Annotated in this window: 22 protein-coding genes and 2 tRNA genes; 14 read left to right on the top strand and 10 right to left on the bottom strand. The window is 69.2% G+C overall.

The annotated features are described in order from the left end of the window. Window positions 1-13: 13 nt before the first annotated feature. From ACO0LU_RS14400 to ACO0LU_RS14385, 4 genes are all read right to left on the bottom strand, one after another. A complete protein-coding gene (locus ACO0LU_RS14400; RefSeq protein WP_424792033.1) occupies window positions 14-1276 on the bottom strand; it encodes an MFS transporter in 1263 nt (420 codons plus the stop codon). 287 nt (window positions 1277-1563) lie between these two features. Next, the gene (locus ACO0LU_RS14395) at window positions 1564-2688 is read right to left on the bottom strand and encodes a hypothetical protein (RefSeq protein WP_424792032.1); all 1125 of its coding nucleotides are present in this window, start codon (window positions 2686-2688) and stop codon (window positions 1564-1566) included. Window positions 2689-2864: 176 nt separating this feature from the next. After that, window positions 2865-3617 (bottom strand): SurA N-terminal domain-containing protein, encoded by a 753-nt coding sequence (locus tag ACO0LU_RS14390; protein WP_424792031.1) that lies wholly within the window; start codon window positions 3615-3617, stop codon window positions 2865-2867. A 131-nt stretch (window positions 3618-3748) separates the two neighbouring features. Further along, window positions 3749-3973 carry a hypothetical protein gene (locus ACO0LU_RS14385; protein ID WP_424792030.1) on the bottom strand — a complete coding sequence of 75 codons (225 nt, stop codon included), beginning with the start codon at window positions 3971-3973 and terminating at the stop codon, window positions 3749-3751. 143 nt (window positions 3974-4116) lie between these two features. Between ACO0LU_RS14385 and ACO0LU_RS14380 the strand changes: the two genes are divergently transcribed. Then, entirely contained in the window at window positions 4117-5574 is a 1458-nt protein-coding gene (locus tag ACO0LU_RS14380; protein WP_424792029.1) for a DUF222 domain-containing protein, read from the top strand. A gap of 56 nt (window positions 5575-5630) precedes the next feature. Here ACO0LU_RS14380 and ACO0LU_RS14375 read toward each other — a convergent pair whose 3' ends face one another. Beyond that, on the bottom strand, window positions 5631-7046 hold the full coding sequence (locus ACO0LU_RS14375; protein ID WP_424792028.1) for a heparan-alpha-glucosaminide N-acetyltransferase domain-containing protein: 1416 nt from the start codon (window positions 7044-7046) through the stop codon (window positions 5631-5633). A 239-nt stretch (window positions 7047-7285) separates the two neighbouring features. Between ACO0LU_RS14375 and ACO0LU_RS14370 the strand changes: the two genes are divergently transcribed. From ACO0LU_RS14370 to ACO0LU_RS14360, 3 genes are all read left to right on the top strand, one after another. Beyond that, the gene (locus ACO0LU_RS14370) at window positions 7286-8050 is read left to right on the top strand and encodes a fumarylacetoacetate hydrolase family protein (RefSeq protein ID WP_424792027.1); all 765 of its coding nucleotides are present in this window, start codon (window positions 7286-7288) and stop codon (window positions 8048-8050) included. A gap of 124 nt (window positions 8051-8174) precedes the next feature. After that, window positions 8175-9686 carry a glutamate--tRNA ligase gene (gene gltX, locus ACO0LU_RS14365; RefSeq protein ID WP_424792026.1) on the top strand — a complete coding sequence of 504 codons (1512 nt, stop codon included), beginning with the start codon at window positions 8175-8177 and terminating at the stop codon, window positions 9684-9686. Between the two features lie 13 nt (window positions 9687-9699). Beyond that, the gene (locus ACO0LU_RS14360; RefSeq protein ID WP_424792025.1) at window positions 9700-10476 is read left to right on the top strand and encodes an HAD family hydrolase; all 777 of its coding nucleotides are present in this window, start codon (window positions 9700-9702) and stop codon (window positions 10474-10476) included. 120 nt (window positions 10477-10596) lie between these two features. Here ACO0LU_RS14360 and ACO0LU_RS14355 read toward each other — a convergent pair whose 3' ends face one another. Next, the gene (locus ACO0LU_RS14355) at window positions 10597-10869 is read right to left on the bottom strand and encodes an acylphosphatase (protein ID WP_424792024.1); all 273 of its coding nucleotides are present in this window, start codon (window positions 10867-10869) and stop codon (window positions 10597-10599) included. Window positions 10870-11070: 201 nt separating this feature from the next. Here ACO0LU_RS14355 and ACO0LU_RS14350 point away from each other — a divergent pair. The 5 genes from ACO0LU_RS14350 (at window position 11071) to ACO0LU_RS14330 (ending at window position 16184) form a co-directional block, all read left to right on the top strand. Beyond that, a tRNA-Gln gene (locus ACO0LU_RS14350) sits at window positions 11071-11142 on the top strand. A 54-nt stretch (window positions 11143-11196) separates the two neighbouring features. Then, window positions 11197-11269: transfer RNA gene (locus ACO0LU_RS14345), tRNA-Glu, on the top strand. A 235-nt stretch (window positions 11270-11504) separates the two neighbouring features. Next, the gene (locus ACO0LU_RS14340) at window positions 11505-13775 is read left to right on the top strand and encodes a penicillin-binding transpeptidase domain-containing protein (RefSeq protein WP_424792023.1); all 2271 of its coding nucleotides are present in this window, start codon (window positions 11505-11507) and stop codon (window positions 13773-13775) included. A 238-nt stretch (window positions 13776-14013) separates the two neighbouring features. Continuing rightward, window positions 14014-15363 carry an ABC transporter substrate-binding protein gene (locus tag ACO0LU_RS14335; protein ID WP_424792022.1) on the top strand — a complete coding sequence of 450 codons (1350 nt, stop codon included), beginning with the start codon at window positions 14014-14016 and terminating at the stop codon, window positions 15361-15363. Between the two features lie 128 nt (window positions 15364-15491). Beyond that, window positions 15492-16184 carry an NAD(P)H-binding protein gene (locus ACO0LU_RS14330; RefSeq protein ID WP_424792021.1) on the top strand — a complete coding sequence of 231 codons (693 nt, stop codon included), beginning with the start codon at window positions 15492-15494 and terminating at the stop codon, window positions 16182-16184. Between the two features lie 44 nt (window positions 16185-16228). On the opposite strand, the gene ACO0LU_RS14325 is transcribed toward ACO0LU_RS14330, so the two are convergent. Then, window positions 16229-16951 carry an IclR family transcriptional regulator gene (locus ACO0LU_RS14325; RefSeq protein ID WP_424788861.1) on the bottom strand — a complete coding sequence of 241 codons (723 nt, stop codon included), beginning with the start codon at window positions 16949-16951 and terminating at the stop codon, window positions 16229-16231. 114 nt (window positions 16952-17065) lie between these two features. Between ACO0LU_RS14325 and leuC the strand changes: the two genes are divergently transcribed. After that, window positions 17066-18547 (top strand): 3-isopropylmalate dehydratase large subunit, encoded by a 1482-nt coding sequence (leuC, locus tag ACO0LU_RS14320; RefSeq protein ID WP_424792020.1) that lies wholly within the window; start codon window positions 17066-17068, stop codon window positions 18545-18547. An 11-nt stretch (window positions 18548-18558) separates the two neighbouring features. Further along, window positions 18559-19197, top strand: coding sequence for a 3-isopropylmalate dehydratase small subunit (gene leuD, locus ACO0LU_RS14315; RefSeq protein WP_424792019.1), 639 nt, complete (start codon window positions 18559-18561; stop codon window positions 19195-19197). A 102-nt stretch (window positions 19198-19299) separates the two neighbouring features. Here leuD and ACO0LU_RS14310 read toward each other — a convergent pair whose 3' ends face one another. Further along, window positions 19300-20607, bottom strand: coding sequence for a glycoside hydrolase domain-containing protein (locus tag ACO0LU_RS14310; RefSeq protein WP_424792018.1), 1308 nt, complete (start codon window positions 20605-20607; stop codon window positions 19300-19302). Between the two features lie 477 nt (window positions 20608-21084). Further along, window positions 21085-22803, bottom strand: a complete 1719-nt coding sequence (poxB, locus tag ACO0LU_RS14305) for a ubiquinone-dependent pyruvate dehydrogenase (protein ID WP_424792017.1) — start codon at window positions 22801-22803, stop codon at window positions 21085-21087. Between the two features lie 144 nt (window positions 22804-22947). On the opposite strand from poxB, the gene ACO0LU_RS14300 reads away from it, so the two are divergent. The 3 genes from ACO0LU_RS14300 to ACO0LU_RS14290 all read left to right on the top strand — a co-directional run bounded on the left by ACO0LU_RS14300 (window position 22948) and on the right by ACO0LU_RS14290 (window position 25965). Next, window positions 22948-23322 (top strand): VOC family protein, encoded by a 375-nt coding sequence (locus ACO0LU_RS14300; protein ID WP_424792016.1) that lies wholly within the window; start codon window positions 22948-22950, stop codon window positions 23320-23322. 384 nt (window positions 23323-23706) lie between these two features. Beyond that, window positions 23707-25020, top strand: coding sequence for a UDP-N-acetylglucosamine 1-carboxyvinyltransferase (gene murA / locus ACO0LU_RS14295; protein WP_424792015.1), 1314 nt, complete (start codon window positions 23707-23709; stop codon window positions 25018-25020). Window positions 25021-25143: 123 nt separating this feature from the next. Then, on the top strand, window positions 25144-25965 hold the full coding sequence (locus ACO0LU_RS14290) for a lysophospholipase (RefSeq protein WP_424792014.1): 822 nt from the start codon (window positions 25144-25146) through the stop codon (window positions 25963-25965). Between the two features lie 40 nt (window positions 25966-26005). On the opposite strand, the gene focA is transcribed toward ACO0LU_RS14290, so the two are convergent. After that, on the bottom strand, window positions 26006-26884 hold the full coding sequence (gene focA / locus ACO0LU_RS14285) for a formate transporter FocA (RefSeq protein ID WP_424792013.1): 879 nt from the start codon (window positions 26882-26884) through the stop codon (window positions 26006-26008). Window positions 26885-26915 lie beyond the last annotated feature (31 nt).

Below are 26915 nucleotides of genomic sequence, written 5' to 3'. Positions count from 1 at the left end.
TGCGGCGGGTGCCCTACTGATCGCCGACTTCGGGCGGATCGTCCGGCAGCGGTCCGCTCCGACGGTTCGGGGTGCCACCGTGCGTCAGGTAGTACAGTCCCACCGCCACCAGCGTGATCGCCGCCATCACCAGGTACATCGGTGAATACCCCAGGTAGGCCACCGCGAAGCCCAGCAGGATCGGGCCCAGGCCGGTGCCGATATCCAGCATCAGGAAGAACGTCGCGGTGGCGACCCCCACCCGGTCCCGTGGGGCCAGCGTTACCGCGATGGCCTGCATCGAACTCATCAGGGTGCCGAATCCGAGCGCGAGGAACACCGCACCGAGCAGTAGCACCGCCGGCGTGCGCGCGACGCTGATCACGGCCAGGGCTACCGCGAGGGAGAGCAGCGACGGGTAGATGATGGTGTTGTCCCCGCGGGAATCGTGCAGACGTCCGGCGAAGGGCCGCACCAGGAGCACCGACGCGGAGTAGACCACGAAGAACACCGTGGTCATCTCCTCCATCCCCAGCGATGGGGTGTACAGGCTCATGTACGTCATCACCGAGGAGAAGGCCGCCCCGGCCACCAGCATCACCGAGGCCACCGGGATAACGGTCGGCTCGAGCAGGGACCGTAGCACCGGGCCTACCGAGCGTCGCCGTGCCCGCGCACGCGGGCGAGGGGCTGGGGCGGGCGGACTGGGCAGCCGCAGCAGTAACGAGAGGCTGAATGCCAGCACCGCCAGCCCGGTGAAGACGGCGAACAGGACCTGTGGGCCCGGTCCCATCAGCACCGGTACCCCGTACAGCGGGCCGACCGCGCCGGCGATCACGCCGCTCATCCCGAAGTAGCCGGTGCCCTCGGAGCGGCGCCGTGGCGGCAGCAGGGAGATCACCGAGGCCGCCATCGCGGTGTTGACCAGCCCGAAGGCCATCCCGTGCAGCACCCGCACCACCAGCAGCAGGGCCAGGGTGTCGGCGAGGAAGTACAGCGCCAGTGCGCCCACCTGCAGTCCGATCCCGACGACGACGATGCGCCGCCGTCCGAGCACGTCCAGGTATCGCCCCGCGAAGGGCCGGGTGAGCAGCGCGCCGACCACGAAGATGCTCGCCACCGCACCCGCTTGCGGTTCGGTCGCGCCCAGTTCCCGGACGGCGTAGGGGGCCATCGTGACGATGGAGGCCATGAACACCATCGCCAACAGCAGGTTCGTGCTTGTGGCCAGGGTGAAGTCGCGCGTCCAGATCGGTGGCTGCCCGCCACGGGCTCGTGGGGTCCGGGGCGTGGGCATGGATCCTCTCTTGCAGGCGTGACGTCCAGGGCATGCTACGCCGCGGTCCGGTGATCCCGCGCGCCGCGTTCACCAGGTGGGCGGGCGGGGCGGTTCCGCTTCTCCGGCCGCCCCGGCCCGTCGTCGTCGTGCCTGACCTTCGGTGATCCAGCCTCACCCGGGCGGGTGCACGCACGGCGGGGTGCGTGCGCTGCTGGGTGTGTGCGCGGGTGCATGGGCACGGCTGGACGCACGCAGGCCCTGGTGGACGCACGCGCACTGGTGGGTGCACGCAGGCCCTGCGGCCCTCACATCGGGTAGCGCAGCAGCGCCGCGACCGGTCCGTCCCCGGGGATGTCCTCGGCCCGTACCGCCAGCACCCTGGCGCCGGTGCGCAGGGCCCGCCGGGCGATCTCGTCCGCCACGCCGTAGTCCAGGGCATCGGGGGAGGCGGAGAGCGTCAGCGCGCCGTCGGCCTCGTCCAGGAACCCACCCTGGTGGCTGTCGATATCCACCAGCAGGGTGTCCACGGCCCCGAACGTGGCGGCCCGGGCCACCTGCTGGGTGTCCAGCGCCACCCGCTCGCGCGGGTAGTCCTCGTTCAGATCCTGCGCCACGGCGGCGATTTCTTCGGCGTAGAGCCGGTCCATGATCGCCCGCGCCGCCTCCGCAAGGGCGGCGTCGTCGAGTTGATCCGGGTTCCCTTCGATGCCCTCGCCGGCCAGGTTCGTGGAGCTGGAGACCGACCGGTAGATGCTGGCCAGCGGTTCGGCCGCGGCCAGGATCAACGGCACGCTCACGTCGGGAAGCAGCGGGCGCAGAGCGCGATCGACCATCCGGGCGTACTGGGTGAGCCGGACCCGCTCGGTGTCCCCGGAGGACATCCGAGCAAAGGATTGGCGGTTCGGATCATCGGTGCCGCCGACGGCCTCCTCGAGGTTCTCGGGCAACTCGTCCACCGAGACCTCGAACGCGGGGGAGTCCGCGGTGATCTCCACCAACCGGGTAGCGTTCGCCGACAACGCAAGCACGAAAGCCGTGTGCGGGAAGGTGACCGCGCGCAGGATCGGCTTGATGTGGAAGCGGTCGGAGACCTCGTGCACGCTCGTCAACGTGCTCGGCAGTCGGAAGGTGTGGGTCTCGGAGGCAGTGAGGAAGATCGCCAGGGAGTTGGACAGGTAGTTCCAGAACGACGCATCGGCGCGCAGCGCCTCGGCGTGCTCAGTGATCGCCTCGATCAGGCGACGCTCCACCCCGGCTTCGGTCAACTGGTTGGCGGCGTCGCTGATCGCGTTGCGCAACTCGATGCGAGCCGCCTCGTTGTCCGCGCTGACCGGTGAGGTCTGCAGGTAGATCGACACACAGGGCTCGTTGCGTACGGCGGCGAGCCGCTCGATGTCGGCCGAGGTGGGGATGTCGGTGTGCAGGGCCATGGGGCCTCCTCCTTGACTGGGACGGAATGGGGCGTGCGCCTCACCCAGGTGGGCATGGCACCAGCCTATGGAGGTATTCCGGCGCCGGCAGGGGGCCTTGGTCCCATGCGGGTGCCCCTACCGAGCGGGGCCGGCCGCGCGTCGATCGTGCCCGTGGCGTGGTTCCCGGGACCGGGTCACAGGTAGGTCTGCACCTCGGCGTCGCTGCGAAGATCATCCACGTGGGCTCCGACCGCCTCGGAGCGGTTCTGGTTACGCACCTGTGCCTCCAGTTCCGGGCGGATCTCCTCCAGTTCGTAACCGTTCTCCTCGTCCTCACCCAGACCCATGGACTCGTAGAGTTCGACGACCTCCTCGTCGGTGGGTTCGTCGACCTCGATGTCGTTCTCGACCAGTTCCTGGACCAGCAACTGGGTCTGGGCATCGTCTCGGACCTGTTCCTCGGTGACGCCCTGTTCGGCGTAGACGCCTAGCAACTCCTCCACCGACTCCATCTGGTTGGATGTGGCGGTCTGGTCCAGGAGGGCCTCGACGTCCTCCTCGCTGGCCTCGTATCCGCGCTCATGGGCGTCCTGGACCAGCAGTTCGCTGTCGACCATGGAGTTCAACGTCTGGGACTTCAACTCGTTCTGGTCGACCTCCTGCCCGGACGCCTGGGACTCCATCGCCATCTGCTGGAACTGCATCTGGTACAGCGTGACGAACTCATCGCCGGCGATGTCGGTGCCGTTCACAGTGGCGACCACGTCGGGGACGTCCTCGATGTCGGGTTCGGGCATCTCCGGCATCTCGGGCATGCCGTCCTGCTCTTCCATCCCCGGTGCCTCGGCGTCCTCGGCACCGGGGTCCTGCGGGGCGGATTCGCTGCACGCGGCCAGGGCGATCAGGGCGGCGGCGGTGGCGGCGGTGGCCAGCAGTTTCCTCGTCACAGTGCGAGTTCCTTTCAAAGAGGACGGACCGGGCACCGTAACACGCACAGATCGCCGAACCCCAGGCCTCACGGCGGGGCCGGGGTGGTGGGATTGGTCACGCAGCTGGCGGTGGTCGCAGGGTGCAGTGGTCAGTAGCGCCCGATCAGGATCCCACCGGGCGGGTTCGGCGAACTGAGGTTCGCGCGGGGCCCGAGGGCCGCCTGGCTCCGCAGATGCGACCACACCCGCTCCGCGCACGTGACGGCCAAGTGTTCTCGTTCCCGCTCCCGGTTCCTCGGGTCCTGGTCCCACATCTTGCGGGCGGCGCGCACACGCCGACGTTCAGCACGCTTCGCCTGGCGATCCTTGGCCATGGTCGCCTCCCCGGCTCTGGCTGAGGTGCATGCTTCCTGAGGGATACCGGCCTCATTGAGCGTCCACCAGGGTGAGACCGCCCGCCGTGGTCCCGGGAACCCTTCGGCGACCGAATGTCGGTGGTCGTTAGTACGGTTGTTCCATGGCCAATAACCAGACCATCGACGTCGGTACGGTGACGCAGGCGCCGTCGCTACTGGCGCAGATGGCCCTGACCCTGGACGCCCTGGCCCAGGGGGAGTGGTGGCGCGTTCCCGAAGGTGACCTGGTGGAGGTGTTGGGTGCACTGGGCCGGGTACGGCACCAGTTGTCGCGGGCCGAGGTCCGCGCCACGGCCGAGGTGATCGACCGAGGGATTCCGCGCGACCGGTGCCTGACACCCGTGGACTACCTGACCCAGGCGCAAGGTCGGCAAGCACCAACACCCCCGGTGGGGCACGCCCTGATGACCGTGCGACTGGCCGAGGCGGCCCGGACGCTGAACGGCGGGCCCGGGTTGGGCACGGGGCCAGGTGGCGCCCAGGAGGCCGGTGGCGCCGTCGCCCAGCCTGATCCTGCGCAGAACGGTGCCGCCGACGGCGGGCAGGCCGAGCCCGACGACGGGCAGGCCGAGCAGGACGCGCCCCTGCGCGGCACGCTGGCCGCATTCGATCGGGCAGAGTTGGGCCCCTCGCGGGCGGCGGCGATCGTGCAGTTCCACGACGAGGTGGCTCCGCACTCACCCCCGGACGCGCTGGCCGCGGCGATGGCGACGATCAATCAGGGCGCGACCGATACTTTCGGCCCACGCGGGCTGGCACGGGATGCGTTGGGGATCGACCGGGATCCGGAGTCGGTGATCCGCAAGCACGGCTGGACCGACCGACAGTTGCGGGTAGTCCTGGGGACCTCGCGCAAGATCATCAAACCTGCCCGGGAGAAGGAGGAGTCCGAACGGCGTGGGCGAACCTTCCGCTCCCTGCACTCCCTCCCGGTGGGTGAGGACCTGACGGAGTACCGCCTCGTCGTCGAGCCCGAAGGCGCGGCCATCGTGGATGCGGCGATCTCTGCGTTGTCGGCGCCCGAGAAGGACGACGACGGCGCCGCCGATCCGCGAACGCCCGCCCAGCGGCGAGCCGATGCGCTCCTGACGATCGTTCGGCGCGGTGTCTCCGCTCCGGAGGGTGTTTCGCAGACGACCAAGGCACAGGTGATGGTGACGATTCCGCTCACCGCACTGACCGCGGACGTCGATGGTGCGGGTATCACCATGACCGGACACGTGCTCTCCCCGACGACGGTGCGACGGCTGGCCTGCGATGGTTCCATCATTCCGGCCGTGCTCGGCACCGAGGGGCAGATCCTCGAGATGGGACACGACAAGAGGTTGTTCACCCCTGGACAGCATCGGGCGCTGTGGCATCGTGACAAGCACTGCTCGTACCCGGGTTGCACGATTCCTCCGCAATGGTGCGATGCTCACCACGTCCGGCATTGGGCCGATGGCGGCCCGACCGACCTGGACAACGGTGCGCTCCTCTGCGGGCGCCACCACACCTATGTGCACGCGAACGATGTCACGGCCACCGTGACGTACGCCGGGGTCACCTGGCACACCTGACTAGCCCGCCCCGCACCCGGCCGCCCGCGGCTGGGTCCCAGGCCTGCCCGGTGCGGCTAGGCCCGGTGTCGCGGTGGAGGTGTCGGTGCGGCCGGTGGGTATGGCGGTGCCGGTGGTGGGTCCGGCGGTGGACTCTGGTGCTGCACGGGGACCTGGTGTGTTGCTGGGGTCTGCGGGTCGGGGCTCGCAGGATAGTAGGGGTGCTGCTGGTGGGGCGGGTGCTGCACCGGCGCTGCCTGCGGAGGTTGGTAGTGGGGGACAGGGGCAGGTGGTGGCGTCGTCGACGCTCTGGGCCGTTGCGGCGCCTGGTACTGGGCGGACCCTGGTGGAGGAGGAACGTGGTGCTGCGCCGGTGCCGGGTACTGCGGCGAAGCCTGATGGTGCGATCCGGGGGGCGTGGGTCCCGGTCCGGACGCCGGTGGGCGGCGGGAACCGATCAATCGGGCGAGCAGGCGTTCCACCGGTCCTTGGCCCAAGGTCTTCTGCCAGATGAGGGCGAATGCCAGGCTGGCCAGCACCAACCAGATGAGCGGCCAGTTCGAGACCGGGTACCAGACCGCGTCGGCGCCCAGGATGGCGATATAGACGATGTGCAGGCTGTAGATCGTCAGCGACATCGCCCCGACGGCGTTCAGGGGAGTGGCGATCACGCGCAGCGGCGCCAGGGACATCGCGAGCAGGCAGAGGCCCAGCAGGGCCACGGCGAAGCCTGCGTTGCCAAGCATCTCCGGGGTCGAGTTGGCATGCGGCTCGATGGTGATCAGGTCGAAGGCGATCGTGCCTTCCCGTCCGACCAGAGCGCCTTCGGCGAAGGCTCCGGCGCCGTAGCCCAGCGCGGCAACCACGGACCCGATACCAAGGAGGGCGGTAGCCACCCTCGGGGAGCGCAGGTCGGTCTTGCCCACCGCTACGCCCACCAGGATGTAGGCCAACCAGGTGATCGCCGGGTAGTAGCCGGACCACACCTCGGCCAAGCCGGGCAGCAGCGCCAGTTCGTGCACCGGGCCGGCTTCACCGTGGAAGGCGTGCCGGGTCAGGACCAGGATCTGCGGTCCGATCGCGAGCACGATGCCGGCGCACCCGAGCACCGCCATGGCGCTCATGCGTAGGAACGGCACCGCCACGACGAACAACACCGCGTAGGCGGGCAGGATCACCGCCACCGGGGTGCCCAGGAACACCAGGCCGTAGCCGAGGAGGTACAGGATGAGGGCCCGGCGCAGGATCCGACCGCGCTGGAAGGCGAACCTGGCCGGGTCGTCCTGGGCGCGGCGGGTCATGAAGACCAGTCCGATCCCGGCGAGCATCGCGAACAGCGCCGAGGGCCGCCCATCGCCCAGGAAGAACCAGCCGGTGGTGGTCCAGATCTCGCTGTGGCGCTCCATCCCCAGGTGCGCCACGAACATGCCCAGCACCGCCAGCCCGCGGGCGGTGTCGACCCCTACGATGCGCGTGCGCGCTCTCGTCTGCATCCGCCCACGGTACCGACTGGGCATGGCGCGGCGAGACCGGGCATGTGCCCGTGAGACCGGCGATCTGCGGATCCGGTCTCACCGCACACCCGACCGGGCTCGGGTGGTGGACGGGCGACTGGGGCGGTGCACGAAGAGCCGCGTGGGTTGCTGTCGTGCGGGTTGCGCGGGTCGTGCGGGTCATGCGGGCCCCATGCGGGCTGGTGGGGGGCTCGGGCGGTGGCAGTAGGGTGAGAATCATGCAGATCGCACGGTTCGCCCTCGGTGATGACCCGCGCTATGGCGCGGTCGACGACAACGACCTGGTGGTGCTCTCCGGCGACCCGCTGTACACCCCGATCGACCCCACGGGCCAGCGGGTGCCGATCGACTCGGTACGGCTACTCGCCCCGGTGATCCCCCGGTCGAAGGTGGTGGGGATCGGGCGCAACTACGCCGAGCACGCCGCCGAACTGGGCAACGAGGTGCCGCAACGGCCGCTGGTGTTCCTCAAGCCGAACACCGCGGTGGTCGGACCAGATGACCCGATCCTGCTGCCGTCCTACTCCAGCGAGGTGCATCACGAGGCCGAGCTCGCCGTCGTCATCTCCCGGATCTGCAAGGACGTGCCGGCCGAGCGCGCAGACGATGTGATCTTCGGCTACACGGTGGCCAACGACGTCACCGCGCGCGATGTGCAGTCCGAGGACAAGACCTGGACCCGGGGCAAGATGTTCGATACCTCCTGCCCCCTCGGTCCGGTCATCACGATGGACCTGGACGTGGCGGACCTGCGGGTGCGGGCCCGGGTGGACGGTGAGTTGCGGCAGGACGGCTCCACCGCCCAGATGGTGCACAAGGTGCCGGAGTTGATCGCCTACGCCTCCTCGCTGTTCACCCTGCTGCCCGGCGACGTCCTGCTCACCGGAACACCCGCGGGGGTCGGCCCGATCGAGGCCGGTCAGCGCGTGGAGGTGGAGGTCGAGGGCATCGGGACCCTGGGAAACCCGGTGATGCGGCGCTAGTCGCGGTCCTGCCACCTCGCCTGTAGACGTCGCCGGCGTGCAGCCGGTGTCGTCACCAGGCGTGCGATCTGGGCGCTGAGACGAGGATCTAGGCGGGGCGAGTTGCTCGATAGGGTGGGGGATCATGGCTACCCCAGACTTCGCAACCGGCGCCGCTGTGCGTGTGCGGTTCTGCCCCTCACCCACCGGCACCCCGCACGTCGGCCTGATCCGCACCGCCCTGTTCAACTGGGCCTACGCCCGCCACCACGGCGGCAGGATCGTGTTCCGGATCGAGGACACCGACGCCGCACGGGACAGCGAGGAGTCCTACCACCAGCTGCTCGACGCATTGGGCTGGCTGGGCCTGGATTGGGACGAGGGCGTGGAGGTCGGCGGACCGCACGGGCCCTACCGGCAGTCGCAGCGGATGGACATCTACGCCGACGTTGCCGACCAACTGCTTACCGCCGGGCACGCCTATGAGTCCTTCTCCACCGCGGAGGAGATCGAGGAGCGCCACCGGGCGGCCGGGCGGGACCCCAAACTCGGCTATGACGGATTCGACCGCGACCTGACCGAGGAGCAGAAGCAGTCCTACCGCGACGCCGGCCGCACCCCGGTGCTGCGGATCCGGATGCCCGATACCGACATCGTGGTGGATGACCTCATCCGCGGGCAGATCACCTTCGCGGCGGGCTCGGTCCCGGACTTCGTGATCGTGCGCGGCAACGGTCAGCCGTTGTACACCCTGGTCAACCCCCTCGATGACGCCCTGATGGGCATCACCCACGTGTTGCGCGGTGAGGACCTGCTCTCCTCCACCCCGCGCCAGGTGGTGCTGTGGCGGGCGCTGATCGACCTGGGGCTGGCGGAGGCGGTGCCGGCGTTCGGGCACATGCCGCTGGTGCGCGGTGAGGGCAACCGCAAACTGTCCAAACGCGATCCCGAGTCCAACTTGTTCACCCATCGTGAGCGGGGCTTCCTGCCCGAGGGGTTGCTGAACTACCTGGCCCTGCTGGGCTGGTCGATCGCACCGGACCGGGATATCTTCACCCGCGAGGAACTGGTGGCCGCGTTCGACATCGCCGACGTCAACCCCAACCCGGCGCGGTTCGATGTGAAGAAGGCCGAGGCGATCAACGCCGCCCACCTGCGGTTGCTCGACGTGACCGAGCTCGGCGCCCGGGTGGTGCCCTACCTGCACGAGGCCGGCTTGGTCGGCGCGGACACCTGGGAGGGCCTCGACGAGGGTGAACAGCACGTGCTCACCCAGGCTGTTCCGCTGATCCAGGAGCGCATGGTGCTGCTGGGGGAGTCGGTGGGGATGCTCGGGTTCCTCTTCCGCACGCACGCCGACCTGCCCCGGGAGGAGGATGCGCTCAACGCCTTGCGTCCCGAGGCCGGTGACGTACTCGATGCCGCCATCGCCGCGCTGGAGCCGAGCCAGGACTTCGGTGCCGACCACACCCAGCACGTCCTGCGCGAGGCGATCGTGGAGGGCATGGGGATCAAGCCGCGGTTCGCCTTCACCCCGTTGCGGGTGGCGCTGTCCGGCCGGCGGGTCTCCCCGCCGCTGTTCGAGTCCATGGAGATCCTCGGCAAGGATGAGTCGCTCGCACGGCTGCGCTCCCTGCGCGCCCACCTGGATGACTAGCAGGCCCGACGGCGTGCGTGCGGATCCCGCGTTCGGTGCCGCGGGTGCCGGGGTCGAGGCCGTGCTGTTCGACGTCGATGACACCCTCGTGGACACCGCCGGGGCGTTCGCGGCCGCGATCGAGGCCGTCGCACAGGAGTACCTGCCCCACGTCGGTGCTGAGGAGCACGCCGAGATGCTGGCCCTGTGGCGTGCCGACGCCCGCGGCTACTACCGGCGCTTCACCCGCGGCGAGATCACGCACGCCGAGCAGCGCCGGGCGCGTGCCGCCGAACTCCATGAGGCATTCGGCGGTCCGCCCTTGCACGACGATGATGACCTGTTCGCGCGGTGGGACGCCCGCTACAACGAGGCTTTCGCGGCCGCCTGGCGCCCGTTCGAGGATGCCCTGGCCTGCGTACGCGAGGTGTCCGGCCGTGGCCTGGCTGTCGGCGCGGTGACCAACGCGCAGCGGGCGATGCAGGAGAGGAAGTTGCGTCGGTGCGGCCTGGCCGATGACGTGCCCCTGCTGGTCACCCTGGACACCTTCGGTGTGGGAAAGCCCGACCCGCGGGTCTTCACCGAGGCCTGCCGGCTGCTCGGCACCGACGCGACCGCCACGGTCTACGTCGGCGACGAACTGGACCTCGACGCTCGTGCCGCCCGCGCCGCGGGCCTGCGTGGAGTGTGGTTGGACCGCCCCGGTCGACGGCGTGGGGGAGCCTTCGCCGAGGACCCCGAGGCGGCACGCGTGGAGGGCATCGAGGTGATCGCCGGCCTGTCCGAACTCACGGTGTTGCTGGAACCCTGACCGCAGGAACCCGGACGCAGAGCGAGCGCGGGTCCAGGGCCGGCGGGACCCGTCCGGGCGTTGCACTCGGTTCGTGGCTCGTCCGGCACTTGCCGCACTGGCACGGCGCTGCTCGGTCGGTCAGCGCACCTCGAATCCATGCAGGTTCTGGGCCTCGGCCTCCTGCACCTCCACCTCGGTCACCTGGGCGTGCCGGGGCCCCTCCTGGGCCCAGTCGATCAACGTCTGCACGGCCTCGACAGGACCCTGCACGTGTGCCTCGACGTTGCCGTCCGGGGTGTTTCGCACCCATCCGTCCACACCGAGTCGTTCGGCCCGGCGCCGGCAGTTCTGGCGGTAAACCACGCCCTGAACGTGGCCGCGGATCATCAGGTGACGGGCGATCTGATTCATTCGCCCATCGTGACCCATCCCGGCTGCCCGAGCACCTGCGCACGCCGCCGACAGGCTCCAGGACGCAGTTGCCGTCGGGCATGTGAGATCTCCCACCCCCACTGGTTTGGGCACGGCCACCGGGCTCGGGTAGAGTTACCGGCTGGTAGGACGTCCGGGGTTGTTTCGGTGCGCGCGGGACACTCTGACGTCATACCCCCTTGGGGTATGGTGTAATCGGCAGCACGACTGATTCTGGTTCAGTTAGTCTAGGTTCGAGTCCTGGTACCCCAGCGCCGACGATGTGCAGAGCACCCCGTGTGCTCCGGTATGATCGTCGGGCTGCTCGGCCCCGTCGTCTAGTGGCCTAGGACGCCGCCCTCTCAAGGCGGTAACGCCGGTTCGAATCCGGTCGGGGCTACACGCGAGAACCCCTGGCGAAAGCCGGGGGTTCTTTGCTTTGTGGCCGGCTCGGGGCCGACGGCGTCCATGCCTCCGATGATCCACGGCGCTCCTGCCGGAGTCCCAACGGGGTACCGCTGTGACCCACTCCGGCGCGTGCCCCGCAAGCCGGGGCCGGCACCGGGCTACCCTCGGATCATGGTTTCGCCGGCGCCTGCCCGCGAGCACTGTGCGGTCGGGAGGAGGACGCAGTGATGGTCCAGCAGCACCCCAGGAGAACGGCATCGGTTCTCGTGGCCACCCTGACCGCCGTCGGGCTCTTCCTGGCCGGTTGCTCGTCTCCGACCGACGGCGAGGACGCCGACGCCGACGCCCCTGCCCCGGAGTTGAGCGCCGCCGAGGCACTGGCCGAGGCGATGGCCGGTGGGGACTTCTCCGAGGCCCCGATGGGCGCCGAGGAGCGCGAGATCGCCCAGGGCGACGTCGATGCGGCCCTTGAGCAGATGGAGGGCATCGACCGGGAGGTGGAGGTCAGTTGGGTCTCCAGCCCGTATGAGGAGGATGAGGGCCTGGCCGCCGATGCGGCGATGCGCTGGCATTGGAGCATGCCCGGCTCGGAGCAGACCTGGTCCTACCCGATCTCGGTGCACTTGTCCGCCGAGGACTCCGAGACCTGGCACGCCACCTGGTCCCGGGACCTGATCGCCCGTGAACTCGGTGAGAACGGGGTGTTCGTGGTCGAGCGAACCGATGCCGACCGGGGTGCCATTCTTGATGGTGACGGGGAGATCCTGGTGGCGGAGCGACCGGTCTTCCGGATCGGGATCGACAAGACGTTCATCGAGTCCGACGACTGGGCCGACGCCGCGCTGGCCCTGGCCGAGGAACTGGACTTCTCCAACCCGCAGGCCTACGCCGACCGGGTCCTGGCCTACGGCCCGCGGGCGTTCGTGGACGCGGTGGTGATCCCCCAGGACAACCCTGAGGGCCTGGATCTGGACGCCCTGCGGGCCCTGGACGGAGTGCACTTCGTCTCCGGGGTGCGCATCCAGGGCCCGACCGAGTCCTTCGCCCGCCCGGTGCTGGGCCGGGTGGGGGAGGCCACCGCCGAGATTATCGAGAACTCCGAGGGAAGCATCGAGGCCGGTGACATCATCGGACTGTCCGGCCTGCAGGCCCAGTACGAGGAGGTCCTGCGCGGCAGGCCCGCCGTGGCCATCTCCGTCGTTGACGGCGCCCCGACCTCCGACGCCAGCGAGGGGGCCGATGACGGCGAGGGTCCCGGCGAGGACGACGACGGCGCCGGTGGCGAGACTGATGACGGGGGAACAGGCGACGGAGCCGCCGGCGACGGGCAGCCCGAGGGCGCCGAGCCCACGCAGGTGTTCGCCTTCGACGCGGGCGCCGGCATCGATCTGGAGACCACCCTGGACGCCGACATGCAGCTCCTGGCCGAGGAGATCCTCGCCGAGGTGGAGCCGGCCAGTGCCCTGGTGGCGCTTCGGCCCTCCGACGGCCACGTCCTGGCGGTGGCCAGCGGCCCGGGATCGCAGGGCTGGTCCACCGCGACCCTGGGCCAGTACGCCCCCGGCTCGACGTTCAAGATGGTCACCGCCCTGGCCATGCTGCGCGAGGGGATGGAACTGGAGGACACCGTGCAGTGCCCCGAGACGCTCACGGTGGACGGGCGCACGTTCTCCAACAACCCGGGCTATCCGGACGAGATGCTCGGTGACATCACCATGACCGAGGCGATCGCGCACTCGTGCAACACCACGTTCCTGGCCCAGCACGACCGGATCGGTCCGGCCGATCTCGCCTCGGCCGCCACGGCGCTGGGACTGCTGGACTCCGGCGAGTTCGGGTATCCCCTGTTCCTGGGTTCGGTGCCACAGGAGGTGGGAGCCACCAACCATGCGGCGGCCATGATGGGTCAGGGCCAGGTGCTCGCTTCCCCGATGGGCATGGCGGTGGTCGCCGCGTCCTTGTCCGCCGGGCAGACGGTGCGTCCCACCCTGATCCGCAACCTTGCCGACCTCACCGCCGACCCTGCTGAGAGTGTCGAGGGCGATGACGCTCCCGAAGGGGGCGACACCCAGGATTCGAATACCGACGGCGACGACGGCGACGACGGCGCCACCGGGGGTGAGGACGACGGAGCGGCCGGGGAGTCTGAGCAGGACGGCGCCAGCGGGGTTCCCGGCGACGACGGTGACGGAACCGACGGCGGCGAGGGTGCCCAGGCCACCGAGACCTCCCCGCTGACTCATGAGGAAGCCGCTGTGCTGCGCCAGGCGATGCGCGCCGTCGTCGTCGATGGCACCACGCCGATGCTCGCCGATGTCGACGGCCCTCCCGTGGTGGCCAAGAGCGGCACCGCCGAGCACGGCAGCGACGAAGCCATCCGTACCTGGGTAATCGCCATCCAGGGTGACTTGGCCGTGGCGGCCTTCGTCGAGGACGGGGAGTACGGGGCGGCCACCTCCGGTCCACTGGTCGCAGAGTTCCTCGACGGCATCAACTGACCGACGTCAACGCATCCCACAACTCCAGGTGTCCGCGCAGCCGGTCCCGTGCATCACGATCCGGACACAGATTGCGAAAGCGTTACCGCGTGCGTGAAGAGCCGCTTATGCTGCGGAGCACCACACACCCCGTGGTGCAACAGATGCAGTGACGGGTGGCTCCGGCGGCTCAGGTCCGACCGACCCGGCGCCACGCCCAGCCAGCATGAAGCGTGACCTTCGAGAGGACGATGGAGTCATGAAAGCAGAGAAAAGCAGACGACGGCTACGACTTGCCACCGCGCTCGTGCTCGGGGCCGGGTTGGTCGTGGCAGGGTGCGCCCAGGATGCGCCTTCGGATGAACCGGAACCGGACAGTGGCGCCGAGGATGGTGCGACCGACGGTGAGGAAACCTCCGGCGAGGACGTCGAACTGCGGATGTACTGGTGGGGCTCGGATCTGCGGCACCGGATCACCGAGGAGGCCATCCAGGCCTATGAGGCCGAGAACCCCGGTGTCACGGTTCAGGCCGAGTACGCCGACTGGTCGGCCTACTGGGACCGCTTGGCCACGATGACCGCCGGCGGGGATATGCCCGACATCATCCAGATGGACCTGCAGTTCCTGTCCGAGTACGCCGCCCGTGGCAGCCTGGCCGACCTGGAGAACCTCCCGATCGACTTCAGCGAGTGGGATGAGGGCACGGTGGACAACGGGCGCACGCCCGACGGGCTGTTCGCTGCGGTGGCGGGGATCAACGCCCAGGTCGCCCTGCTCAATCCGGCGGTGTTCGAGGAGGCCGGCGTGGACCTGCCCGATGACACCACCTGGACGTGGGACGACTACCTCGAGATCGGCCGGCAGATCAGTGACTCGGGAGTCGGGTACGGCACGTCTCCGATCATCTCCGACCACGGCGCCGAGGCGTGGCTCAACCAGCGCGGGCTCAGTCTGTTCACCGACGACGGCGGGCTCGGGTTCGAGGCCGCCGACCTGGCCGAGTACTACGCCTACATCGAGGAACTCACCGAGAGCGGCGCAGCACCGGACCCGGCGACCCAGGCCGATGACATCTCGGCACCCTTGGACCAGTCCCTGTTCGGCACCGGGCAGAGTGCGATGAGTTTCTGGTGGAGTAACCAGTTGGCCGCGGTGGAGGACGCCTCCGGGACCGATATCGAGATCGCGCTGCGGCCCAGTTCCAACGCCGGGGACTCACCCAGCGGGACCTACTACAAGGCCTCGATGTTCTTCTCCATCGCCGAGACCAGCCCGCACCAGGAGGAGGCTGCCGCGTTCCTGGATTTCATGCTCAACAGCGAGGAGGCGGCCCCGATCGTACTCGCCGAGCGGGGCATCGCGCCGAACCTGACGGTGCGTGAGGCCATGCTCGATGACCTCACCGAGGCCAACGTGCGGGTCTCGGAGTATATCGATGACATCGCCGACGTCGTGGACTCCCCGCCGCCGATCCCGCCCGAGGGCGGCAGCGTGGCCCAGGAACTGATCCAGCGGATCGGCCTTGAGGTGGTCTTCGGCCAGTCCACCCCGGAGCAGGCCGCCGAGTCGGCCTACGCCGAACTGTCCGACAGTGTGGTGGGTGGCTGAACCGCGGTTGATCGTGCGTGATCTGGCTTGATCACGTGTGCGGGGACCACCCCGGAGATCTCGGCGAGACCGAGGCTCCGGGGTGGTTCAACGAGCGCCCGGCGCCTGGTGTGTTTACGGTGGCGAACATGCGAGTAGTCATTGCAGGAGGGCATGGACAGATCGCCATGCATCTACTGCGCAGCCTTGTCGGGCGCGGTGATGCGCCAGTGGGCCTGGTTCGCAACCCCGATCATGTCGGTGACCTGGAGAGAATCGGCGCGCAAGCGCAGGTGCTGGACCTGGAGCAGACCGATGAGGCCTTGGTGGCCGACGCTCTCGCCGGTGCCGATGCGGCGGTTTTCGCCGCCGGGGCGGGGCCCGGAAGCGGGGCGGCGCGCAAGGACACGATGGACCGGGCCGGGGCGGAGTTGTTCGCCAGTGCCGCCGTCCGGGCAGGCGTGCGCCGGCACGTGCTGATCTCGGCGATGAGGGCCACGAGGGACCCCGGACCGGACGTGGAGGAGGTCTTCGCCGCCTACCTGCGCGCCAAGGGCGCCGCCGAAGAGGCGGTGCAGGCGATGGATCTGGACTGGACCATCTTGCGCCCGGGCATGCTGACCAACAATGAGGCCGGCGGCTTGGTGGAACTCGCGCCCGCGGTAGCCAGGGGCGAGGTATCCCGTGCGGATGTGGCCGCAGTGATCGTCGCACTGCTGGACACCCCGGCCACGGCCGGGATGGTGCTCGAGGTCGTCGGCGGTCAGCAGCCCATCAAGGATGCCGTGGCCGAGTTGTTCGACACCACCCGGATCGAGCATCCCCGCTCGAAGCGCGGCTGAGGATGGACTTCAGGAGGCCGTAGCGGCGATCCCACCGCCGCGGTTCAGTCCTCCGGTGTGGAGCGCAGCACGTCGGTGAGGCGGTTTGCGGCTGCCATCACCGCGTTGGCGTGCAGCCGGCCGGGCATGCGCGTCATCCGCTCCACCGGCCCGGAGATGGACACCGCGGCGATCACCCGGCCCGACGGTCCGCGCACCGGCGCGGAGACCGAGGCGACCCCGGCGTCACGTTCGGCAACCGACTGTGCCCAGCCACGCCGTCGGACGCCGGAGAGCACCGTGGCGGTGAACTTCGCGCCGTGCAGACCTCGGTGCAACCGATCCGGTTCCTCCCAGGCCAGCAGGACCTGGGCGGCCGAGCCGGCCTCCATCGTCAGCGTGGCCCCCACCGGGATGGAGTCGCGCAGCCCCATCTGCTTCTCCGCCGCGGCCACGCAGATGCGTTGATCACCCTGGCGGCGGAACAGTTGCGCGCTCTCGCCGCTGTGGTCACGTAGGGCGGTCAGCACCGAACCGGCTGCGGCGAGCAGCCGGTCCTCGCCCGCGGCCGAGGCCAGTTCGGCCAGCCGGGGGCCCAGGATGAAGCGGCCCTGCATGTCCCGCGCCACCAGCCGGTGGTGCTCCAGGGCGACCGCCAGGCGGTGCGCGGTGGGGCGGGCCAGATGGGTGGAAGCGACCAGTTGCGCCAGGGTGGCGGGCCCGGCCTCCAGGGCACCGAGCACGGTGGCGGCTTTATCCAGCACGCCGACTCCGCTAGAGTTGTCCATAGGACGATACTGCCGTCTCGGGACGTGAGACGCAAGTCCCGCTGCGCGGCAGGGCGAGGATCCTGTGGTGAACCGGGCGGAACCGCCCGCTGGAAGAACTGGAAGGTGATGGCGATGGCCGGAACACTGGCTGAGAAGGTCTGGCGAGACCATGTGGTGCGCCGCGGCGATGCAGGGGCACCGGACCTGCTCTACATCGACCTGCACCTGGTGCACGAGGTGACCAGCCCGCAGGCGTTCGAGGGCCTGCGCCTGGCCGGACGTCAGGTACGGCGCCCGGACCTGACCCTGGCGACCGAGGACCACAACACCCCCACCCTCGACATCGACCTGCCGATCGCCGACCCCACCTCGCGCACCCAGATCCAGACGCTGCGCAACAACGCGGAGGAGTTCGGGATCCGGCTGCACTCCCTGGGCGATGCCGATCAGGGCATCGTGCACGCCGTGGGGCCCCAGCTCGGTCTGACCCAGCCGGGCATGACGGTGGTCTGCGGTGACTCCCACACCTCCACCCACGGTGCCTTCGGTGCGCTGGCCTTCGGCATCGGTACCTCCGAGGTGGAGCACGTGCTCGCCACCCAGACCCTGCCGCTGACGCCGTTCAAGACAATGTCGATCACCGTCAACGGCGAACTTCCCCCGGGCACCACGTCCAAGGACATCATCCTGGCGATCATCGCCAAGATCGGCACCGGCGGCGGTCAGGGCTACGTGCTGGAGTACCGCGGTGAGGCGATCCGCAACCTGTCCATGGAAGCGCGGATGACGGTCTGCAACATGTCGATCGAGGCCGGCGCACGGGCGGGCATGATCGCCCCGGATGAGACCACGTTCGCCTACCTCAAGGGCCGCCCGCACGCCCCCGAGGGTGCGGACTGGGACGCCGCGGTGGAGTACTGGAGGACGCTGCGCACCGATGACGACGCGACTTTCGACGCCGAGGTGGTGCTCGAGGCATCGGATCTGGAACCGTTCGTGACCTGGGGCACCAACCCCGGCCAGGGGCTGCCGCTGTCCGCGTCGGTGCCGGTGCCCGAGGAGATCGCCGAGGACAACGAGCGCACCGCCGCCGAGCGGGCGATCGAGTACATGGACCTGGTGCCCGGGCGCCCGCTGCGGGAGGTCGCGGTGGACACGGTGTTCATCGGCTCGTGCACCAACGGCCGGATCGAGGACCTGCGCTCGGTGGCCAAGGTGGTCAAGGGCCGCAAGAAGGCCGACGACGTGCGCGTCCTGGTCGTCCCTGCCTCGGCCCGCGTCCGGCTGCAGGCCGAGGCCGAGGGTCTGGATCGGATCTTCACCGACTTCGGCGCCGAGTGGCGCAACGCCGGTTGCTCGATGTGCCTGGGCATGAACCCCGACCAACTCGCCCCCGGTGAGCGGGCGGCCTCCACCTCCAACCGCAATTTCGAGGGCCGCCAGGGCAAGGGTGGGCGCACCCACCTGGTCTCCCCGCTGGTGGCCGCGGCGACCGCGGTACGCGGCACCCTGTCTGCGGTGGCCGACCTGGAGTGGGACACCGAGGTGGATCTGACCAGTTTCGACGGCACCCCACTGGCGCCGTTGGACCCCAACGCGTTGATGCACGTCTGAGAGGGAGAACGATGGAGAAGTTCACGACGCACACCGGGATCGGTGTTCCCCTGCGGCGCAGCAATATCGACACCGACCAGATCATCCCGGCGGTCTACCTCAAGCGCGTGACCCGCACCGGGTTCGAGGACGCCTTGTTCGCCGCCTGGCGCAATGACCCCAAGTTCGTGCTCAACCACGAGGTCTACGGTTCCGGCTCCGTGCTGGTGGCCGGGCCGGACTTCGGCACCGGTTCATCCCGCGAGCACGCGGTGTGGGCGCTGAAGGACTACGGCTTCCGGGTGGTGCTGGCGGCCAGGTTCGCCGACATCTTCCGCGGCAACTCCGGCAAGCAGGGCCTGCTGGCCGCCGAGGTCGCCCAGGAGGACATCGAACTGATCTGGAAGGCACTCGAGGCCCAGCCCGGCCTGGAGATCACGGTGGACCTGGAGCAACGCACGGTGATCTGTGGCGACATCGTGGCCTCCTTCGCCATCGATGACTACACCCGCTGGCGACTGATGGAGGGGCTCGATGACATCGGCCTGACCATGGAGCGCGAGGATGACATCGTCGCGTTCGAGGCCAAGCGCGCGAACTGGCGTCCCAAGACGCTGCCGGCCAGGCACCTGCCGAGCGTGCCGATCGAGGCGGCCCGCTCGGTGGGTTGACCGGGTGACCGCACTGGGCCCGCACCCTCAAGGCCGGGAACACCCTCCTCGAACCGGCCATGGACGAGGCGATGTATGCGGACGGTCGATGAGTACGCGGCGCTAGGGGCAGCGGGGGATCGGGCGGCTGTAGCCCGTGTTCGACCGGTTCGAGACGTAGTAATCGCTCACCCACCGGCCGTCCCGAAGCCGGTTCCAGACCGTGGTGGTGCCTACCCGGGAGCCTGCCTTCTGGCAGGTCACGTAGGCCAGGGCCCCACTGGGCAGCGGGCTGCCGGTGATGCGGTATGAGGCACCCGGACCGGTGCGGGCGTTCAGCGAGGCCGCGGTGACCTGGCCGGGGTACATGCATCGGGGGAGCGCAGCGGTGAAGCCGGTGCTGGAGGAGGTCGAGACCCATCGATCGCTGACCCAGGCCCCGGAGGTCAGGCGACTCCACACTGAAGTGGTGCCCACTTTGCTTCCACTGCCCTGGCACACCACCGACAGGGTCGCGCCGGGGTTGTAGGTGCGTACCACCGGGTAGGACGCACCCGGTCCGGTGCGGGCATTGAGCGGGGTGGTGCTGGTGACCCGGTAGGCCCGGGCCACGGTGGCTACCGGTCCCCGGACGCGGTCGTTGTCGATGTTGAGCCGCACCCCGCCCCAGGTCTCGTTGTGGTCACCGCGGTATTGCTTGGACCGCTGCCATACCGCCCACTGGGAGTTGGTCGCCGTCGGCCATCCGGTCAGCGAGGAGTTGCCGTCCCACCGGGCCATCCAGACCGCATCGGGGCGCGCGTAGGTGGTGGAGGTGTAACTGGCCGCCAGGTCCCGCAGGCCGGAGTCCTGGTGTACGTAGACACCGGCAAGGTAACCCGAGGCGTGCAGGGTCTTGGTCCACGCCGACACGTACCTGCGCACGGCAGTACGGCAGGAGGCGTCGGCGCGGTTGTAGTGCTCGACATCGGCGTACAGGGCGCTGCCCGGAAGCAGACCGAGCGACTTTGCCCGGGTCAGGGCGTCCTTGGCGTCGGCGTTGCCGCGCGAGGTCGCGTTCGAGGCCGTGTAGCGGTAGGGCTTGTCCCCGTACATACAACTGGGCTGGTACCCCATGTAGGTGGGCAGCAGTCGCCAGCCCATCGCGTGGACGTCCCGCACCCATGCCTTGGTGAGGCTGGGCTGTTCGCAGCCACGGTTGAGGCCGCCGAAGTAGATGTTCACCAGGCTGTAGGGGGAATTGTCGCGCCAGGCCCGCATGGTGGACAGGGGCGGCGCCGAGCAGGTGTCGAAGCCCAATCTGTCGGCTCTGGTGGCCGAGGAACCGGAGGGGTAGGCGACCTGCGTCTCGGGCTCCGCCATCGCCGGTTGGGCGCTGGGTCCGACCAGGTCGACCGACAGCACCGCCAGACCCAACAGCAGGGCTGCCACACCGAGGAATCCCGCTGCTGAACGCGATCGCTTCCGCTCATTCGGCATTACCCACCTCCGGGTCCACCCCCGTGGTACTGCACAGTGTGCGCCCCCGACACCCGGTGCGCAAGGGACGTAGGTCCTGGCCGATCCGTGGCCGTGGAGCGCGCGGCGACGCGCTGGGTGCGAGCCACCCTGAGTGGTGTGCGGCGATGAGTGATGCGGCGCCGCGGCCGTGCCAGGATGCCTGGCATGGAACCGTTGCCGAAGTACTGGAGCCCGGTGGAGGAGCGGGTCCAGGACCCCACGGGCAAGACCTACGTGCTGCGCCTGTGGGGGTGGTCGGTCACCTCGCCCGGCCATGCCGCCGTGGTCGCCTCCCGCCGACTGGGGGAGGTGCTGCAGAAGCTCCGGACCGGCCGGCCGCTCGGCGGAGGTTACTACCCGCGCACGCAGCGAAAGCGCGGCGTGGCCGGTACCGCGGCGCGTGTCGCCTCAGAACACCTGGCGCAGGTTTGCCCGGGCCAGGTCGATCAACTCATCACCGCGACCGGACATCACCGTGCGGATCATGTACAGGGTGAAGCCCTTGACCTGCTCGGCGGTCACCGCCGGTGGCATCGTCAGTTCGTTGGGTTCGGTGACCACATCCAGCAACGCCGGGCCGTCATGGGCGAAGGCCTCATCGATGGCACCGGACAACTCGGCCGACTTCTCCACCCGGAACCCCCGGATGCCCATCGATTCGGCCACCACCGCGAAGTCCGGGTTCACCAGTTCGGTGCCGAACGGCGGGAAGCCGGCCGCCTTCATCTCCAGATCGATGAAGTTCAGCGAGGAGTTGTTGTACACCACGATCTTCACCGGCAACCGGTGCTGGGCCACGGTGAGGAGTTCACCCAGCAGCATCGCCAGGCCACCGTCACCGGCCATCGCCACCACCTGGCGATCGGGATGGGCGAACTGGACCCCGATTCCTTGTGACAGCGCGTTGGCCATGGTGCCGTGCGTGAAGGAGCCGATCAGCCGCCGTCGACCGTTCATGCTCAGGTACCGCGCTGCCCAGACCACCGGGGAGCCGACGTCGGGAATGAACACCGCGTCCTCGGAGGCCTGTTCATCGAGCAGCCGGGTCAGGTACTGCGGCCGGATCGCCCTGCGGCTGCGGGTCGGCGTCGCCAGATCGTCCAGGCGCTCGCGGGTGCGCTGGTAATGCTTCACCGAGGCCTCCAGGTGGCGCCGGTCCTTGGACCGCAGCAGCGGGAGCAGGGCGCGGGCCGTCTCACCCACGTCGCCCACCAGGCCCAGATCCAGTCGGGTCCGCCGGCCCAGCTGCTCCCCGCGGATGTCGACCTGGATGATGGTGGCGTTCTCTGGATAGAACTGCTGGTAGGGCAGGTCGGTGCCGAGCATGAGAAGCGTGTCCGCCTCCGCCATCGCGCGGTACCCCGAGGCGAACCCGAGCAGTCCGGTCATCCCGACGTCGAAGGGGTTGTCCCAGGCGATGTGTTCCTTACCGCGCATCGCGTGCACGATCGGCGCGGCCAGGGTGTCGGCCAGGGCGAGCACCTCCGCGTGCGCGCCGGCGGTACCGGCGCCGGCCAGGATCGTCACCTTGTCGCAGTTGTTCAGCAGTTCTGCCGCCCGGCCCAGGTCGTCCTCGGTGGGCAGGACCCGGGGCCGTGCGTGCTGCACCGTGGTGATCGCCTCGTCCGCGGCCTCGAGCAGGGCCACGTCCCCGGGGATCACCAGAACCGCCACGCCCCGGCGCGAGACCGCCTCCTGCATCGCGATCCGTAACGCCCGGGGCATCTGCTCGGCACTGGTGACCGTCTCGGTCCATACGCTGCACTCAGCGAACAAGTCGGTGGGGGTGGTCTCCTGGAAGTAGCGCGAGCCGATCTCACTGCTGGGGATGTGTGCGGCCAGCGCCAACACCGGCACGCGCGAGCGCTGGGCGTCGTACAACCCGTTCACCAGGTGCAGGTTCCCTGGTCCGGCCGATCCGGCGCACACCGCCAGCTCACCGGTCGTGGCGGCCTCGGCGGCGGCGGCCAACGCCCCGGCCTCCTCGTGCCGGACCGTGATCCAGTCCATCTCGGAGGTGCGCATCGCCTCGGTGATCCCGTTCAGGGAGTCCCCGGCGATGCCGTAGATGCGCTGCACACCGTTGGCAGCCAGGTTCTCCACGATGTTCTGGGCGATGGTGACCATGGGCTCCTCGGTTCGGTCGGCGTCGGCTCTGCCCTCACCGTGCCGCACCGGAGCAGATCGCGCCACAGGTTCGCGCCGGCCCGGCGATCGAGCCGGCGGAGGAATCACCTGTCCGTGGATCCGGCGGCTGGCTAGCCTGAGGTGATGGCCGTGCTACGTAGCCTCGTGATCGACTGTGCCCACCCCGCCGCTCTCGCCCGGTTCTGGGCCGGTGTACTCGACGGATACCGGGTCCGCGACTACGACCGTGCGGAGATCGACAGGCTCGCGGCGCTCGGCCACACTCCGGAATCCGATCCGAGTGTCGCGGTCGATGGCCCCGGCCCCGGCTTCTTCTTCACCTGCGTCCCCGAGGGCAAGGTCACCAAGAACCGGATGCACATGGACATCGAGGTCCGCGACCGGACTGCCGCGGTGGCCACCCTGACCGAGCGGGGTGCCCGGATCGTGCAGGAGTTCCCGGAGTGGACCGTGATGGCCGACCCGGAAGGCAATGAGTTCTGCGTGTTCGGGCAGTGACCGCACGCTCAGCCACGAAGTGAGTCAGTCGTTGCGCACTCAGCCCGCCCGGATTGCACTGACAGCACGGAGCACGAGGTGAAACCGGCGGGCCGCCGATCATCATCGGCGGAGCCAGCGCGCCGGCCCGGCGGAGGGGATTGACCAAGGGGACGCGGACCTGGCCCGCGAGGCGGCGACGCTGATCCGGACCGAGGCAGGTGAGGTGGACCGGCATGACGTTGGTGGTCCTGCGAAGAGTTCGTGATCGTTCTGCGTTAAAGCTCACGCCGCCGTCTCCCGCACGGCCGATCTCGGCCCGGCGCCGTACGCTAGGGGTGCCCCACGGGCATCGATCGGGCACGCGCGTTGCCCACCACGACACGGACACGACCAGGAGTACCGATGAGCCTGATGAAGGTACACGGCGGCACACCGCTGCACGGGGAGATCACGGTGCGCGGAGCGAAGAACTTCGTCTCCAAGGCGATGGTGGCCGCGCTGCTCGGCGAGGGCACCAGCGAACTGCGCAACGTGCCCGATATCCGGGACGTCAACATCGTGGGCAATCTGCTCAAACTGCACGGCGTGGTTGTGGAGTGGGACGTCGAGGACGGGATCGTGCGCCTGGACCCGGGCAATGTCGAGACCGCGCACAAGGCCGACATCGACACCCACGCCGGTACCTCACGGATCCCGATCCTGTTGTGCGGTCCGTTGCTGCACCGCCTGGGGGAGGCGTTCATCCCGGACCTGGGCGGCTGCCACATCGGGGATCGCCCGATCGACTACCACCTGGAGATCCTGCGCCAGTTCGGCGCTCAGGTGGACAAACTGGACTCCGGCATCCTGATCACCGCCCCCCGGGGACTGCACGGCACCAAGATCGAACTGCCCTATCCCAGCGTGGGTGCCACCGAACAGTTGCTGCTGACCAGCGTGCGCGCCTACGGCCTGACCGAGTTGCGGAACGCCGCCATCGAGCCGGAGATCATGGATCTGATCGCGGTGCTGCAGCGCATGGGCGCCATCATCTCGGTGGACACCGACCGGGTGATCCGGATCGAGGGCGTTCCGCGCCTGGGCGGTTTCACCCACACGGCGCTTCCGGACCGGATCGAGGCGGCATCCTGGGCCGCCGCCGCACTGGCCACCCGGGGCGACGTGTTCGTCCGTGGCGCTCGCCAGCCGGACATGATGACCTTCCTGAACACCTTCCGCAAGGTTGGCGGGGAGTTCGACATCCGCGACGAGGGCATCAGGTTCCACCACCCCGGCACCGGGCTGAAGTCGATCGTGCTGGAGACCGACGTGCACCCGGGCTTCATGACCGACTGGCAACAGCCCTTGGTGGTCGCGCTGACCCAGGCCTCGGGACTGTCGATCGTGCACGAGACGGTGTATGAGAACCGGTTCGGCTTCACCCAGGCGCTGCGGCGGATGGGCGCCACGATCCAGGTCTACCGCGAGTGCCTGGGCGGGGGACCGTGCCGGTTCGGGCAGCGCAACTTCCACCACTCCGCGGTGATCTCCGGGCCCGCCCCGCTGCGGGCCGCCGACATCGAGGTGCCCGACCTGCGCGGCGGGTTCTCCCACCTGATCGCCGCCCTGGCTGCGGACGGGGTCTCCCAGGTGCGCGGGATCGAACTCATCGACCGCGGGTATGAGGACTTCCGTGGCAAACTCGACGCTCTCGGCGCCAAGGTCGAGTCCGGCTGAGGGCGCTCCGCGGAAGGTCGACGGCGGAACCCGCCGTGGCCCGCCACCTCACCCTCGTGCGCCCGGGCCGGTAGGATGGCAGACCCGCAGGTCTGCGGGTCTCGCGCGCGAAGGAGCACACCGATGCAACCCACCCGGACCTGGTCCTTCACCGGAACGAACGGTCGTATCCACGCCGAGGCATGGGATGTCGAGGGCCGCCCGACCCGCTACGTCGCGGTGCTGTGCCACGGCTACGGCGAGCACATCGGACGCTACGGACACGTCGCCGGTGCGTTGGTGAACGCCGGTGCCGAGGTCTACGGCCTGGATCACACCGGTCACGGCCGCAGCAGCGGGGAGCGGGTGCTCATCACCGATTTCGAGGACGTCGTGGCCGACCTGCGCAGCGTGATCCGGCACGCCGCGCGGGAGAACCCGGGTATCCCGTTGGTTCTCATCGGCCACTCGATGGGCGGCATGATCGCCGCTCGCTATGCCCAGGTGCACGGCAGTGAACTCAGCGCCCTGGTGTTGTCCGGGCCGGTACTGGGCCGCTGGAGGGCCGCCGAGCAACTCGTAGCGGCTGAGCAGATCCCCGACGAGCCGCTGGATCCGGCCACACTCTCGCGCGATGAGCAGGTCGGGCTCGACTATGCCGCCGACCCGTTGGTGTGGCACGGACCGTTCAAACGCCCCACGGTTCAGGCCATCGTGGACACCCTGGAGCAGATCGACGCCGGCGGAGCGCTCGGGACCTTGCCGACGCTGTGGGTGCACGGGGCCGAGGACGCATTGGTGCCGGTAGCCGACAGCCGTCTCGGGATCGAGGGGCTGGGGGCTGCGAACCTGACCGAACAGGTGCTGCCCGGCGCCCGGCATGAGGTGTTCAACGAGACCAATCGCGACGAGGTGCTGGCCCTGGTCACTACGTTCATCGACGAGGCGCTCGACGGCGCAGGATGAGCAGCACCGCGCCAGGTGCCAGCAGCCCGACAGGTGGTGACTACTCGCCGTCGACCGTCGGTTGCGCAGCGGAGCGACGGACCAGCCGGTGGAAGATCGTCCAGTACATCACGCCGATCATCACCCCGCCGCCGACGATGTTGCCAAGCGTCACCGGCAACAAGTTGTCCACGTAGAAGGCGCCCCAGGTCAGCTCGCCGAAGTCCTCCGCCGCCAGACCCGTAGCGGCCCAGAAGGCGTCATCGGCGCTGGTCCTGATGATCACCCCCAGCGGGATCAGGAACATGTTGGCCACCGAGTGCTCGAAGCCGGTGGCCACGAACAGCGCGATCGGCATCGTCACCGCGACCACCTTGTCGGTGGTGGTGCGACCGGAGTAGGCCGCCCAGATCGCCAGGCAGACCAGCAGGTTGCACAGCACGCCCAGGGCGAACGCCTCCACGAAGGAGTGGCTGACCTTGCTGGTGGCGCTGTTCAGCACCACCGTGCCCCAGCCGCCGTCGACCATCCGCCAGGTGCCCGCCACATACACCAGCACCACCATCGTCAACGCGCCGAGGAAGTTGGCCACGTACACCACGGCCCAGTTGCGCAGCAACTGCCACCACGTGATGCGCCCGGAGGCGCGGGCGGTCAGGGTCAGAGTGTTGGAGGTGAACAGTTCCGCACCGGTGAGCACCACCAGCACCAGCCCGGTGGTGAACACCAACCCGCCCAGCACCCGGGCCACACCCCAGGGCAGTGCCTCCGCGCCGACCTGGCTGGTGACGAAGAAGACGAAGCCCAGGGCGATATAGCCCCCGGCGGTCAGCCCGAGCAGGAACGAGGCCAGCGGTCGGTTGACCGCTTTGGAGTAGGCGGCGTCCTCGGCGGCCCGGGCCATCTGGGCCGGGGTGAGGATGCCGTAGGAGTCATTCATCGCAGAACTTCCTCGTTCGGGACGGGCCGTC

The sequence above is a fragment of the Pseudactinotalea sp. Z1748 genome, from assembly GCF_049725185.1.
Classification (GTDB): Bacteria; Actinomycetota; Actinomycetes; order Actinomycetales; family Beutenbergiaceae; genus CALKWS01.
Note: the sequence above shows the minus strand (reverse complement) of the source record. Positions and strands in the feature narration are given on the sequence as shown.